This is a genomic window from Sphingomonas aurantiaca (assembly GCF_003050705.1).
Taxonomy (GTDB): domain Bacteria; phylum Pseudomonadota; class Alphaproteobacteria; order Sphingomonadales; family Sphingomonadaceae; genus Sphingomonas; species Sphingomonas aurantiaca.
The window spans coordinates 245,148-258,653 of the sequence record NZ_QAOG01000005.1; the positions used below are offsets into that span (position 1 = coordinate 245,148).

The window sequence follows — 13,506 nt, forward strand, 5'->3', positions numbered from 1 at the left end:
GAGCTGCCACCTGAGCGGCCATCGTGGGCGCTTGCCGCCGGTCGGGTTTACGGCCGGCAAGACCCAAAAAACGACATTCGCGGCCGTTTGGACACCGCTCAACAACGGACATTCGTTCAGTTTTGTAGCTCGCAGGCGATACCACTCGGATCCGCACCTGCGCCCCCTTCAACTCGGAATCGGCGTACGTCGTCGCTTGCCGGCCCGGCGCGCCGGCCAGCAAGCGAGTGACGGGGGTGATTAAGCGTCGGCGAGCGCTAAAAAGTCCATCGCGGCGAGGTCCGTGAGCAGATCAGGCCCCGTCGGCTCCCATCCGAGGCGCGCGCGCGTCCAGGCATTCGATCCGATCATGTTGAGCGCCGCGAACGGTGCCATCCAACCGAAATAGCGCTCGACCTCATCGGCTGCGACCGAACGGACGGGCAGCCCGGTTCCCTTTCCGATCGCCTCCGCGATGGCGCGTGCCGTGACGCCCTCCTCAACCGACGCATGGTAGCGAGCGCCCGGCTCGCCCTTCTCCAACGCCAGGACGTAAAGCTTTGCCACGTCGCTGACGTGCGCTGCGGACCAGCGTGTCTGCCCCTCGCCGAGATACGCCACCGCTCCCGCGCGACGCGCCTCGGTTATCAGCGGAGTGATCAGCCCGGCCTTGGTGGTGTCGTGCACCTGCGGCAGTCGGATCGTGCGCACGTCGATGCGGCGCGCAATCAGCGTCGCGCCAGCCAGTTCGGTCGCGATCCGCGGATTGGCGTGGCGCGGGTTCAGCACGTCCTCCGTCGCAGCGCCGCCGTTGAGCGGCGTACCGATGCCAACACCCGAGGTGATCAGGATCGGCTTCTGCGTCCCCGCCAGCGCCTCCCCCATTGCGGCGATGTTGCGCTCGTCCTTCTTGGTGTTCTCGAAGAAGGTCGCGAAATTGTGATCGAACGCGCAATGGATCACCGCGTCGGCCGCCGCAGCGCCACGCGCGAGCGTCTCGGGCTGTTCGAGGTCGCCGCGATGGACCTCGACGCCGGCCGCTTCGAGGCGATGGGCACCCGCGTCGGAGCGGGTGAGGCCGAGCACGTGATGCCCGCGACTGCGTAGCTCTTGTATGACGTGTGAGCCGATAAAGCCGGTCGCGCCGGTTAGAAACACGCGCATGGGAAATCTCCTTGTTGCCGAGACGACCTATCGAGACCCGTATTACGGTGTTAAAGTAGTGATCTTATCGTGGTATAATGGGTAACAGGATCGATCATGGCCAGTGAGGCGCCAAACCCGCTCGGAACCTATCTTCGCGATCGTCGAACCCGGCTCGACCCGGTGGCATTTGGGTTCGGCGGCGGGCGGCGGCGTACCCCGGGGCTCCGCCGTGAAGAGGTGGCAAGCCGCGCCAACATTAGCCCAACCTGGTACACGTGGCTGGAACAAGGTCGTGGTGGCGCGCCATCGGCCGACGTGCTCGACCGGATCGCCAAGGGCCTGATGCTTACCGAGCCGGAACGCGAGCACATCTACATGCTTGGCCTCGGCCGTCTGCCCGAGGCGCGCTACCAGCCGGTCGACGGCATCAGCCCCAGGCTTCAGCGCGTGCTCGACGGAATGGTGCTGAGCCCTGCGATCATCAAGACCGCGATGTGGGACGTCGTGGGCTGGAACCGGGCGGCGGCGCTGCTGCTGACCGACTATGCCAAGCTGCCGCGCGAGGGTCGGAACATCCTTCGCCTGATGTTCGACAGTGACCGTGTCCGCGCCCGGAACGAGGATTGGGCCGGAATCGCCCGTTACGTCGTCGGTGCCTTTCGCGCCGACGTTGCACGAGCGGGCGCGAACAACAGCATAGCAACGGCCGATCTGGTCGCCGAACTGTCCCGGATGAGCCCCGAGTTCGAAGCACTGTGGCGAGACAACGACGTGGTCGCGCACACCGAGGGGGTGAAGCGCATCCACCACCCCGATGCCGGACTGATCGCCATGGAGTTTTCCTCGTTCGCGGTCGAAGGGCGGCCCGAACTCGGCATGATTATCTACAACCCCGCATCGTCGGCGGACGCAAAACGACTGCGCGCGCTGTTAGACGCTCGCAGAGAATGATAGAGATCGACCGGTCTCGGCCTTGTCGACTCGACCCAAACCCGGACATTCGCGCCCCCTCCCCCGCTTCCCAACTTCAGACATTCGTTCACCCCCGCGCTGACCGCGCTTGGCGCATGATCGTCCGTCATGGACGTCGTGAAGGGAGAGGAAAGCGGACAGGCCGCTGTGACGCAATCATCCGGAATTGCGCCCATCAATTGCGAGTGCGCGATGCTCCGCGGGCGCCTTGATGGATTGAGAGATCGTCTGTCAGCTCCAGTAAGAGGAACTGACGAAAGCTATCGGCGACGATCACATCTGGCAGGCCGCCAATAAGGGCAATTTTTCCGCGGTTCGGTCCGTCCGAGCAGCAGATCGCCCATGCGTAGCACCAGATCAGGTAGTCCGAGAATATGAGATAAGCGTGCTTTTCACGTTCGATCTCGTCATTGACTTTACCAGGCGGGCCATCTGGACATTCATCTGGGATAGATTTGATTTCGTCTGCAGCCCACCACTGGGTGCCGATGTCATCGATGTATGTTATTCGTGGCGCGGCATTTAACAGATAAGATCGAAATTCATCGGGGAGGCGGATGGAGTAGCGGTCTTCAAGCGCCTTGATCTGGACTTCTGCGCAACCCGGTGAATAGCTTTTCGGGTCAGAGGACGCCCAAAATTGGGCAAGAGCTTTAAAAAGACGTTCTCCACCTTGGTCGAACAGCGTCGGATCAATGGGCGGGATGCCCGTGCGATGCAGCCCTGCGGGTAGCTTCGCCTTTCGCAACCAATCGAACACAAACTTCCCCCGCCGAAGATCACCGTCGCCTTCAATGCCAAGCTGAACCAACGGCAGGTTCGGGGCAAGTCGATCAAACCCCTGAGCGGCGGACTATGGGCGTTTTAAGACGGGGTATCGCCGGGGTACATCGCCGCATCGAGTGCCACAGAATACAGCATAGCAGCGGGATTGGGGTGGCCGCGGCGGAGGGTGTCTCCGCCGCGGCGATGTCTGGTTTGGGGAGGAAAGCCGACGTTCGTTAGAACAGGCCTGACTGTCCGGTCGCCAGCTTCTCCACGGCGTTTCCGACCAGGATGAACACGCTGATCCAAGCTCCGCACCACGCCGCCCACCGTCTGTTCCGCTTGGCAACCAGCACCAGCAGGAGCGGCACGCCGAACAGCAGAACGATAGCCACGGCGAAGTCAGCAAGCGAGATTGGCATCCAGATTCCTCTCGCGGCCCATCCTGCCTCCACGAGCGCAAGTCCGCAAATGGGCGTTTTGTACCGGGGTATCGGCGGGGTACAACGTCGAACAGGGTCACGAGAAACGACGTCTTTCCGTGGGTTCGGAAAGGCTGCGGCGGAGGGTATATCCTCCGCGGCAAAGTCTGGTTTTCGTGGAAAGCCGACGTTCGCCTTTACGCAATTCGAGGAAGCAGCCCCGAGAAGCAGGCAAGGGTGGCAACGAGGTGTGCTGTCGTCACTAACCAAGTCGTAGTGGTCTTCTCCCCGACGGTCCGGCCTAACAGTGCCCCGTACAGCGGAAATTGGAGCAATCCCACGCCCATAGCGACAGGCCCGATTGATCCTTCGAGCTGACTGACGAGCATAGCGAAAGGGAACAGCACGCGTGCCGTAATGTAGGATCCGTGTCCGGCTCCAGCGGACATGATCGCCGCAAGGATCGCCGGGCACGTGAATATGATGCCGATTCTGACCCCTCGCCATCTATCGAGCCGGGGCCGGCTTGCCGCTGAATTGGACTGTTCCATTGGTGCAAACTGCGTTGCCGCGCTGATGTCCGCAAGTGGGCGTTCCGGACTGCCAGTCCTCCGCAAGTCGGGGTGCCTACAAACGGGAGGAAGTCCCCCGCCCCGACAGCCAAGGTATCACCTATGCGCTAATACGGATCGTCGCTACCCCCGTACCCACGAGCAGCGAAATTCGAGGAGCGTGTGATGCGTCATCATACTTTATCGGCGGCGATCGCAGTTGCCATGTTGAGTTGTACCTCAGGCTCCGCGAGCTCGGTGCAAGGTGTGGTTTCGGGCATCTATGAACTGGACACTGCGCGGAGTGACAACGCTTTCAAAGTGATCGACAGCGCTACCGCCACCATTTCCGACGACAAGCGGCCTCGCGTTCGGATGAGGCTCCGCAAGTCCATTGCGGTAAATAGGATTAGAATTTCCACCGCAGGAGGTCGAGTCGGGCTCGCCTATGATGCCAAAACACCGATCGTAGTTTGGATAGGCGGAAATCCGATCACCTGGAAACTCATCCCAGAGCTTGTTTTCGATGTATCGGTAAAAGCTGACGGTGGAACCGTCGCTCTGACATTTCGCGGCGACGACAGCGAGCGAACCTCAAAATATCATAGCGTCGGCCATGACTTGATAGAGAATACCACGATCATTAGTCCGCTGCTTTCTACGCCGATCGTCTATAAGCAGGTCTTTAAAAATATCAGCTGACAGGATCTGAGAACAAACCTTCAGGCGAGAAGCCGTTGAACGCCCCTCGTCTCGTAGATGCGCACGCCGGTCGAGATGGTCTGCCTAGCCTCTGATTTTCGGCGCGCTACGACTATGAACGAACAGCAGCAAATGGTCGGATTTGCCCGGCAGCGCGGGACTGATGACCCACTTTGGGCCGCACAGAGACTGCGAGGCGCCGCCCGAAACCGACCGCTCGTTCAGCATCATCGACGGCTGATCAACCACATTTCCAAACCGCCAGTTTACTGCGCCTGCGTACACTCGACTGACCGATGGAGATGATCGATGGGTCATTCGTCAATGGACCCCGCCTTTCATGAACTTCGGCCTTGGAACGAAGGCCGGCTGATCGGTGCGAAGCGGGCGCTGAAACAGCAACAGGTCTGGGCCATTCGCTTCTGGCTCGACCAGCATAGGCGACTGCGCGACCGAGCACTGTTCGATTTCGCCATCGACAGCAAGCTGCGCGGCTGTGACGTGGTCAGGGTGCGGATCGGCGATGTGGTTTCCGGCGGGCGCGTCCGTGACCGCGCCGTCGTGGTTCAGCAGAAAACCAAACGACCGGTTCAGTTCGAGATAATGGACACGGCGCGAAAGACGATGCGGGCATGGTTGGAGCGACGTGGGGGGACACTGAACGACTTCGTTTTCCCGAGCCGCAACGACTACATGGACCACATGAGCACGCGGCAATATGCCCGCCTTGTGCGCGAGTGGGTGGTCGGCATTGGCCTTCCGGCGCAGGATTATGGGACGCACTCGCTACGGCGCACGAAAGCATCGATCATCTACAAGGCGACTGGCAACCTCCGCGCCGTTCAGATTCTTCTCGGCCATGCCAAGATCGACAGCACGGTGCGCTACTTGGGCGTTGACGTGGAGGACGCTTTGGAATTGGCCGAACGCACTGAGGTCTGAGTGGACCCAAACCCGGACATTCGCGCCCCCTCCCCCGCTCCCCAACTTCAGACATTCGTTCATCTCCGCGCTGAATGCCCTTGGCGCATGATCGGCCGTCATGGATGTCGTGAATGGAAGGAAAGCCGCCCGTCCACTTTCGGAACGCTAACGGCGTAGCAGACGTTCGTTCAGACAGCCGGGCAGGGGGCGGCATCGCCGTCTTGTGGTGGAAAGCGGACCGTCCGCTTACGCTAGGGTTGAAAGCGATAGCCGACATCGCGTGGCGGCACGTTGCCGCAAACGATGAGGTTTCGGGACTAACCGTAGTGGGATAGGCACTAGTCCAGGGTGTCGGAAAACGTCAGCAGTCCGAGACAGCCTAAGCTAAAAATAGGCGCCCGGTTGATGAAAGCTGCGCATTCGCTCGGTTCAGCCGTCCAAGGGTGGGTACAAGCGCGCTTACGAGATAACGAGGGTCATGCCTTTCCCCAAAACTACGATCCGACACCTCAGCTATTTCGTCGCGCTGGCCGAAGCGGGCAGCTTCACGCGGGCGGCCGAGCGGATGCGGGTTTCCCAGCCGTCTCTCTCGCAACAGATCCGCGCGCTGGAAACCATCATCGGCGCAGCATTGTTCGAGCGGGGAGGCCCCGCGATCCTTACCCCGCTAGGCCGCGACTTGCTCGACAGGGCACGGCGCATCCTGCTCGATGTTGTCGATCTCGAGGATTTTAGGGCGACATCGGCCGATCCGCTGATCGGCACGATCCGGCTCGGCGTATCGCCGACGCTCGGCGCCTATCTTTTGCCGGCACTGGTCGCGCGACTTCACCGCGAGCACCCCACGCTCCGAGTCCATGTCCGCGAAGGCCTGCCGACCGCGCTTGCGTCCGGGCTTGCCACCGGCGTCCACGATCTGATCCTGGCACAATTGCCCGTGACGGGCGGCGCGTTTCACAGCGAGCGGCTCTTTCGCGAACCGCTCTATCTCGCGATGGCGTCCGATCATCCATTGGTGGCGAAGGCGATCATCGCACCATCCGATCTTCGCGGCACCAGCCTGTTGACGCTGCAGCCCGAATATCGACTCGCCGAACAGGTCGCGGCGATCGCGGTCGATGTGGGCGCCAGCGTGCTGCGCGACTATGAAGGGACTAGCCTCGATGCGATCCGCCAGATGGCGGGCATGGGCATGGGACTTGCCCTGCTACCCGAACTCTACGTCCGGCAGGAAGTTCGCGAGGGCGACGACGTAGTCGTGCGTCCGATCAAAGGGAGCCGCTATTACAGGGACATCGGGTTGCTATGGCGACAGGGCGCTGGCCGCGCACCCGCTTATGGCGTGATCGCAGGCTTGCTACGCGCCGTTTTCGCATAGGAAATTCCTATCGAAATCATAAGCCGCACTGCATTGTTCCAATATCTCGGATAGGGAATACTCGCCCCGGATCAGACGCGAGGGGCACATGGCAGGCGAACATATCGGATGGCGGTCAGCGGCCGGGTGGCTGGCAGAGATCGTCGGGCCCGACATGCCCTATGTCCGTCTCGCGATGGTTTACGGCGTGGCGATCAGCCTGTTGTCGCTCGCCACGCCGATCTCGGTGCAGCTGCTGATCAACAGCGTCGCCAATACCGCGATGCCCGCACCGTTATGGACGCTCGCTGGCCTGCTGCTCGGGCTGTTGCTGGTGGTCGCGGGGCTGAGCGCGATGCGGTTCTGGATGATGGCGCTGTTCGAGCGACGGCTGTTCGCGCGCATCTTCGCCGAGATCACCGTCCGCGCGGTCCATGCGCAGAACCCGTTCTTTGCCGACCAGAATCGCGGCGACCTGTTCAACCGCTATTTCGACCTCGTCGTCGTGCAGAAGGCGGTGCCGAGCCTGGTCATCGGCGCGTTCACGATCATCCTGCAATCGGCGGTGGGGCTGATCGTCACCAGCTTCTACCATCCCTTCTTCCTCGGCTTCAACGCGATCCTCCTGCTCGTTATCCTCGTGATCTGGCTGATCTGGTCGCGCGGCTCGATCCGGTCGGCGGTCGCGCTGAGCCATGCCAAGCACGAGGCCGCCCGCTGGCTGGAAAGCGTCGGCGGGTCGAACGGCTTCTACAAATCGAGCCGCCATTTCGATTTCGCGATGGATCGGTCGGAAGCCGTCACCGCCACCTATGTCGATCGCCACCGCCGCTACTTCCGCTACAGCTTCACGCAGACGGTCGCCTTCCTGCTGCTCTACGCCTTTGCCAGCGCGGCGCTGCTGGCGCTGGGCGGCAACCTCATCCTAAGCGGTGAATTGTCGATCGGACAGCTGGTCGCGGCCGAGCTGATCCTCAGCGGCGTCTTCTACGGCGTGTCGCAGCTCGGCTGGTATCTCGACACGCTCTACGATCTGGTGGCGAGCGCGGAAGAATTGTCGCTGCTCTACGCGATCCCGCAGGAGAGCGCGGTCGCCGCCGCGGGACAGTCGCCCGGCGACGGCGCGGTGCAGCTCGACCGCGTCGTGACCGAGGGCGCGCGCTTCGATTTCGCGCTCGCGGCGGGCGAACAGCTCGTCACGCGCGCGGACGGCGGGGCAGAGCGGCTGCTGGCGATGGTGCTCAAGCGCCATGTCGTGCCCGAGCGCGGGCTGGTTCTGGTCGGCGGCGCCGACATGGCGACGTTCGACATGTATCTGCTGCGATCCGAGGTGATGGTCCTCGACCGGCCGAGCATCGTCGAGGTCACGATCCGCGAATATCTGACGCTCGCCGCGGCCGCGTCGACCTCCGCGGTGATGCTCGACGCGCTCGAGACGGTCGGCCTGCGCGACCGCGTCGCCGGCTTGCCGCACGGCCTCGACACGCCGCTGGCTGCCTCTGGCTATCCGCTGTCGATCGGCGAGGTCATGGCGCTGAAGCTGGCCAATGCGCTGCTGGTGCGCCCGCATGTCCTGATGCTGTCGCAGCTCTACGATCTGATCCCGACCAGCCGCCTGGCCGAGGTGCTGCGCCAGCTCAAGGCGCCCGGTACGACGGTCTTGCTGTGCACCGGCCGGCCCGAGGATATCGCGCTCGACGGCTGGTTCCATCTCGAACCCGGTCGGCAGCGACGCTTCGACAGTTGCGCAGCGCTGGTCGCCGCGACCCAGCAGGGAGCCGGCAATGCCGTATAAGCCTGATCGCCTTGCGCATTTCCAGACGCTCGCCGCGATGCGCGCGCCGCGAGTAGCATCGGCGGTGGCGTGGATGCTGGCGCTGGGCATCGCGATCGCCGCGGCGATCATGGTGCTTGTCCCCTGGGTGCAGACCGCCAACGGCACGGGGCAGGTCGTCGCGCTTGATCCCGGCGACCGCCAGCAGCAGGTGACCGCGCTGGTGCCGGGCAAGGTCGAGCGCTGGTACGTCCAGGACGGCCAGCATGTCGCGCGCGGCGATCCGATCGCGCGCGTCGTCGATCTCGATCCCGATCTGCTCGCGCGCCTGGGGGCCGAGCGCGCGCAGGTGCAGGCGGAGATCGCCGCGATCCAGCAAAGCCGCGCGGTCGCCGGAATCGACGTCGCGCGCACCGGACAATTGCTCGCCGAAGGTCTCGCCGCCCGCCGCGACTACGAGCAGACGCAGATCAAGGTCGCCGACGCCGGCGCCAAGCTCGCCGAGGCGCGCGCGAAACTCAACCGGATCGACATCCAGCTCAACCGCCAGTCGGCCCAGCTGGTACGCGCGCCGCGCGACGGCCGCGTCCAGCAACTCAATGCGGCGAGCGGCAGCGCGCTGGTGTCGCCCGGCACGGTGCTCGCGGTGATCGCGCCCGAGCGCGTCGAGCGCGCGGTCGAGCTCTACGTCGATGGCCGCGACATGCCGCTGATCCGCCCCGGTCGCCCGGTGCGGCTCGAGTTCGAGGGCTGGCCCGCGATCCAGTTCAGCGGCTGGCCGTCGGTCGCGCAAGGCATGTTCGACGCGCGCGTCCGGATGATCGACCCCAATGCCGCCCCCGACGGCACGTTCCGCATCCTGGTCGAACCGCGGCCGGGCAAGCCGGGCTGGCCGACCGCCACCTTCGTCCGCCCGGGCGGCAAGGTGCGCGGCTGGGTGCAGGGCGAAACCGTCCTCGTCGGCTACGAACTTTGGCGCCAGCTCAACGACTTCCCGCTCGAATTCGGCCAGCGCGGTGCGGCATCGGCCAAGGCGCAGCCCAAGCCGCCCGCCAAGCCAAGCGCGGACGAAACCGGCAAGGACGGGGACGCCAAGAAATGACGCGGGTCCCCCCTCTTCTTGGCGTCGCTTTCCTGCTCGTCCTGATGGCACCCGCCGCCGCGTCCGCGCAAGCCGCGCCGCTGACGCTCGACGAGGTGCTGCGTTCGTCCGCGCGGTCCGCACCGCAGATCGTCGAGGCGCTCGCCAAGGTGCGGCAGGCGGATGGCCGCGCGCTGTCCGCGGAGGGGGCGTTCGACACCGTGTTCGACGTCGATTCGAAGTCGCGCATTGCGGGCTATTATGACGGCACCGTCGTCGAGGGGCGCGCGACGCGCCCGCTCACCGGCAATGGCGGCTATGTCTATGGCGGCTATCGCGCATCGCGCGGCAGTTTCCCGGTCTACGAGGACCAAGCCTATACCAACAGGCTTGGCGAGGCGAAGGTCGGCGCGCTGTTCGCGCTGCTGCGCGACCGCGTGATCGACGAGCGTCGCACGCGGCGGACGATCGCCGGTACCGAGATCGACGTCGCGCGGTTCGAGGCGGAGATGGTCGCGATCGGCGTGCAGCGCCGCGCGGTCGATGCCTACCAGGCCTGGGTCGCGGCGGGTCTGCGGCTGCGCGCCTATCGCGACCTGTCGCAGATGGCGGAGCGGCGTCGCAGCGCGATCGGCCGGCTGGTGACGCTCGGCGCACGCCCCGAAATCCTGCTCGTCGAGAACGACCAGAACCTCGTCCGGCGTCGCGCGCTGACGGTGCGGGCCGAGCAGGACGTCGCCAGTGCCGCCAATGCGCTGTCGCTCTATCTGCGCGACGAGGCGGGGGCGCCCGTGACGGTGTCGGACGATCGCATGCCCGCGGATGCCGGCGCGCTGGCCGCTTTATCCGTCGCAGCGACGCGCGCGGGGCCGGTCGAACGCCCCGACTATCGCGCGGTGCTCGCCCGGATCGATCAGGCGACGTCGCGGCTGGCACTGGCGGAAAACGACCTGTCGCCCCGGCTCGACCTGCGCGGCGAGGTCGGCAAGGACGTCGGGCCGGTCGGTTTGGGCGGCCCGAGCAGGACGCCGTTAGAGGCTGCCATCGGTTTCCGGCTCAGTGTGCCGCTGCAAAACCGTGCCGCCAGGGGCCGCGTCGCAGAGGCGCGCGCCGAGATCGACGCGCTGGGCCAACGCAGTCGCTTTCTGCGCGACCAGATCACCGTCGAGGTTCAGGGGGTCGTCATCGCGGTCGGTGCCGCGGAGCGGCTGGCTTCGATTGCCGACGAAGAGCGTCAACTGGCCGAACGACTGGCGGCAGCCGAGCGCCGTCGATTTGAGCTCGGATCCGCCGACTTCTTCCTGGTCAACCAGCGCGAGGAAACCGCCACCGACGCCCGCGTGCGCTTAATTGACGCGCAGGCGCGGATCGCGTCTGCCCGTGCCGAATTGGTTGCTGCTACCGCCGATCGAACTGCGTTACGGCTTATCCGCTAATCACAATCGCGCGGAACGCGAACGGTCAGACTGAACGAATGTCCGCTTTAGTGTCTAAGATTCCTCACCCGAGCGTCCGGGTGTGGGCGAAGGCACCCTGCCCCCAGCTTCCGGCCAGACCCATTAGTCGACACTCGCGGACACTTTTCGCCTTCCCAACTTCGGCCGTTGGTTCATGTCGCGGAAGTGCGAGGCGAACGGCTTGGTTTGGGACTTTCCTGCCGTTGCCAATATCGGCGGCGAACGACCGCTGTTGCCGAGAGCGGCCGTTCTCGGTGCATCGGCTAGAGCGAGAAGCTATTGGCGCCCCGGAACGGATCTGCTGTGAAACGGGCGTGACCCGGTTGCCCCATTCCTAGCGTCGCGAACCTTCAACTTATTGCCCAATCATCAAAGGACCGGGCCTATGTTCATCGTATCGAAGCGTGCCGTTTTTCGCCGCCCCAATGCGATACATCTTCACCCAAAACACGATCGGCTTGCTGGCCTTGTTGATCGTATCGCCGCTCGCGCTGTCGGAGCTGCGTCCGAAATTGATGATCTTGCAGTCCTTATCCTTGCCGCCACAATCGATGCCGGCCGTCCCGTGCTGCTGATCCGAACTCGCAAATTTCATGGTTCTCGCCCGAAGAATTTCGGTGACGAGATAGCGCTCACCATCCGCTCGATCGTCCTCCGTGGATGCGGGCAACGGGTTTCGAAGCTCCCCTATTAAATTTTCGCCGTCAGACGTGTCCCGCTTCTTGGGATCAACATCGTCCTGTAACCAAGTCAGGAATGCCGACCGCGACTTGATCGCGAGATACTCGGTATCGCGCGCCTCGAGGCTCACCGATCGGGCGTGACTAAAATCGATTCCAGATTGCGAGGCCAAGCCTTTCAAGAAACGAGCCGACGCCTGAATGCCGCCACTGTCGTTGACCGACACCGACCGGTCCATGCTGGGCCCCCGCTCCGTCAGCGGCGCGCGTGAATCGAGATAGTCAGAAATGAGCGACGCGGTCGCAACATTGCCATCACGAACGACGCGATAAACGTCGCCCGGCTTAGGCTGTCCAGGCGTCAGCCACAACGTCGCGCCCTTCTCCAGACCTATGAACGGCGCGCAATTGCCTTGGTTGAGAGCGCAGCTTGGCGGGACAGGTCGAAAATACAGCCACAGACCTAGCACAATGACCGCACCAATCACTACGATCCTTAGTTTCTTCATCGTCGCCCCTCCGACCCGGCACACTCTATCGAGGGTCAAACCGCGCCGCCTGCGCTGCGGAAACACCCCCGCTCCAATACCACCTTCACCGCCTCGAGCTTGAACTCCCGGCTGAACTTCCGTCGCTGCAACTTCATCCTCCGGTTCCAAAAACACCTTATTTTGGTGTCCACGAAACCGGGTGCAGCTCATATACCTGACCTAAAATCATCACGCTTTAGCCGTTGGGCGTTGCGGCCTTCTTAAACAGATAGGCGCCTTGGCCGATTCCAAATGTCGCAAGCAACGCCGTATCGACATCGGGCGAAACGACCTGAGCCGCAATTTGCAAGGCCGACAACCACCAGAAGCTTTGGCAGAGGAAGATAATTACGGCAGCGAGCGTGACAAAGATCATTTGAAGATCGCCGAGATCCGCGTTGCCCTTGTCATCGCGTACGAGGTCGGTCAGTCGAGCTTTGTCGGCGATCGTCTTCACCGGGGATACCGGCGTCGCCTGAGTGGCGCCCGGCGGCAGTGTGATGGGGGCGGCCCCCAGGGTCTGCCCGTCAGCTTTCTGGCTCGCAACGACCTTCGCGGCGCCAAAGGTGAAAGCGCTAAGCCCCGTCAGCGCGACGACGTTACCCGTCAGTTCCACACCGCCGATAAAATCGCCGTCCAGAACGAAAGCGCGAAGAATATTTGTCGCAACATAGGCGGCCCCCACCGTCACGAACCATAATGCCAATTGCGTTTGCGAATTGCTGTACCGGTTGTCGACACCAACCACGGGATTTCGCCTCCATAGAAACGCTGCGCTCAAGCCAGCAATCAGCGCGGCCGAGCAGAACATCACCCACAACACGGTCATCGGCGCAACGGGGCGCGTGAGGGATGTCATCGCGGTTATTGCGCCAGGCTTCGCAGCATTGTCGACGACGACCGCGATCGAATCCCCCAGTCGCGCCGCAACGAGGCTTTTTTGGAAGTCTGCGTTGGGAATTTTCAGCCGAAATTGCGCATGATGTGCCTCGATACCAACAATCGCGCGTCGCTCGCCGAACGCTATGATTGTCCCGTTGAGCGCGCCGGGGGTCACCGCATGCGCACCAAACGAAGGCGCGGATGCTAGGAATAGCGCTAGGACACCCAGTAACCAACGCGTCATATCTCCCTCCGTTCGCCAGCGGCAGTTCGCGCCATCGCTC

Annotated in this window: 12 protein-coding genes and 1 pseudogene; 7 read left to right on the forward strand and 6 right to left on the reverse strand. The window is 63.3% G+C overall.

Going from position 1 to position 13,506, the window contains the following annotated elements; translation table 11 throughout:
• Nucleotides 1-240: 240 nt before the first annotated feature.
• On the reverse strand, nt 241-1,143 hold the full coding sequence (locus C8J26_RS15255) for an SDR family oxidoreductase (protein ID WP_107959115.1): 903 nt from the start codon (nt 1,141-1,143) through the stop codon (nt 241-243).
• Nucleotides 1,144-1,239: 96 nt separating this feature from the next.
• Between C8J26_RS15255 and C8J26_RS15260 the strand changes: the two genes are divergently transcribed.
• The gene (locus C8J26_RS15260; RefSeq protein ID WP_107959116.1) at nt 1,240-2,076 is read left to right on the forward strand and encodes a helix-turn-helix transcriptional regulator; all 837 of its coding nucleotides are present in this window, start codon (nt 1,240-1,242) and stop codon (nt 2,074-2,076) included.
• A gap of 196 nt (nt 2,077-2,272) precedes the next feature.
• Here C8J26_RS15260 and C8J26_RS20185 read toward each other — a convergent pair whose 3' ends face one another.
• Together C8J26_RS20185 and C8J26_RS15265 are read right to left on the reverse strand one after the other, a co-directional pair.
• Nucleotides 2,273-2,908, reverse strand: coding sequence for an SMI1/KNR4 family protein (locus C8J26_RS20185; RefSeq protein ID WP_146168858.1), 636 nt, complete (start codon nt 2,906-2,908; stop codon nt 2,273-2,275).
• A 190-nt stretch (nt 2,909-3,098) separates the two neighbouring features.
• Nucleotides 3,099-3,284 carry a hypothetical protein gene (locus C8J26_RS15265; protein ID WP_107959117.1) on the reverse strand — a complete coding sequence of 62 codons (186 nt, stop codon included), beginning with the start codon at nt 3,282-3,284 and terminating at the stop codon, nt 3,099-3,101.
• A gap of 737 nt (nt 3,285-4,021) precedes the next feature.
• Here C8J26_RS15265 and C8J26_RS15275 point away from each other — a divergent pair.
• The 6 genes from C8J26_RS15275 (at nt 4,022) to C8J26_RS15300 (ending at nt 11,109) form a co-directional block, all read left to right on the forward strand.
• Nucleotides 4,022-4,537, forward strand: a complete 516-nt coding sequence (locus tag C8J26_RS15275) for a hypothetical protein (RefSeq protein WP_146168859.1) — start codon at nt 4,022-4,024, stop codon at nt 4,535-4,537.
• Between the two features lie 309 nt (nt 4,538-4,846).
• Nucleotides 4,847-5,479 (forward strand): tyrosine-type recombinase/integrase, encoded by a 633-nt coding sequence (locus C8J26_RS15280; RefSeq protein WP_107959120.1) that lies wholly within the window; start codon nt 4,847-4,849, stop codon nt 5,477-5,479.
• Nucleotides 5,480-5,939: 460 nt separating this feature from the next.
• Nucleotides 5,940-6,839, forward strand: a complete 900-nt coding sequence (locus C8J26_RS15285) for a hydrogen peroxide-inducible genes activator (RefSeq protein ID WP_107959121.1) — start codon at nt 5,940-5,942, stop codon at nt 6,837-6,839.
• Nucleotides 6,840-6,927: 88 nt separating this feature from the next.
• Nucleotides 6,928-8,613 (forward strand): ABC transporter transmembrane domain-containing protein, encoded by a 1,686-nt coding sequence (locus C8J26_RS15290; protein ID WP_107959122.1) that lies wholly within the window; start codon nt 6,928-6,930, stop codon nt 8,611-8,613.
• On the forward strand, nt 8,603-9,694 hold the full coding sequence (locus C8J26_RS15295; protein ID WP_107959123.1) for an efflux RND transporter periplasmic adaptor subunit: 1,092 nt from the start codon (nt 8,603-8,605) through the stop codon (nt 9,692-9,694). The genes C8J26_RS15290 and C8J26_RS15295 overlap by 11 nt, the downstream gene beginning before the upstream one ends.
• The gene (locus C8J26_RS15300) at nt 9,691-11,109 is read left to right on the forward strand and encodes a TolC family protein (protein ID WP_107959124.1); all 1,419 of its coding nucleotides are present in this window, start codon (nt 9,691-9,693) and stop codon (nt 11,107-11,109) included. The genes C8J26_RS15295 and C8J26_RS15300 overlap by 4 nt, the downstream gene beginning before the upstream one ends.
• 376 nt (nt 11,110-11,485) lie before the next feature.
• On the opposite strand, the gene C8J26_RS15305 is transcribed toward C8J26_RS15300, so the two are convergent.
• The 3 genes and pseudogenes from C8J26_RS15305 to C8J26_RS15310 form a co-directional block, all read right to left on the reverse strand.
• Entirely contained in the window at nt 11,486-12,319 is an 834-nt protein-coding gene (locus tag C8J26_RS15305; RefSeq protein ID WP_146168860.1) for a hypothetical protein, read from the reverse strand.
• 40 nt (nt 12,320-12,359) lie between these two features.
• Nucleotides 12,360-12,450: pseudogene (locus C8J26_RS21175) on the reverse strand (transposase); the annotation flags it as partial.
• Between the two features lie 86 nt (nt 12,451-12,536).
• The gene (locus C8J26_RS15310; RefSeq protein WP_146168861.1) at nt 12,537-13,466 is read right to left on the reverse strand and encodes a hypothetical protein; all 930 of its coding nucleotides are present in this window, start codon (nt 13,464-13,466) and stop codon (nt 12,537-12,539) included.
• Between the last annotated feature and the right edge of the window lie 40 nt (nt 13,467-13,506).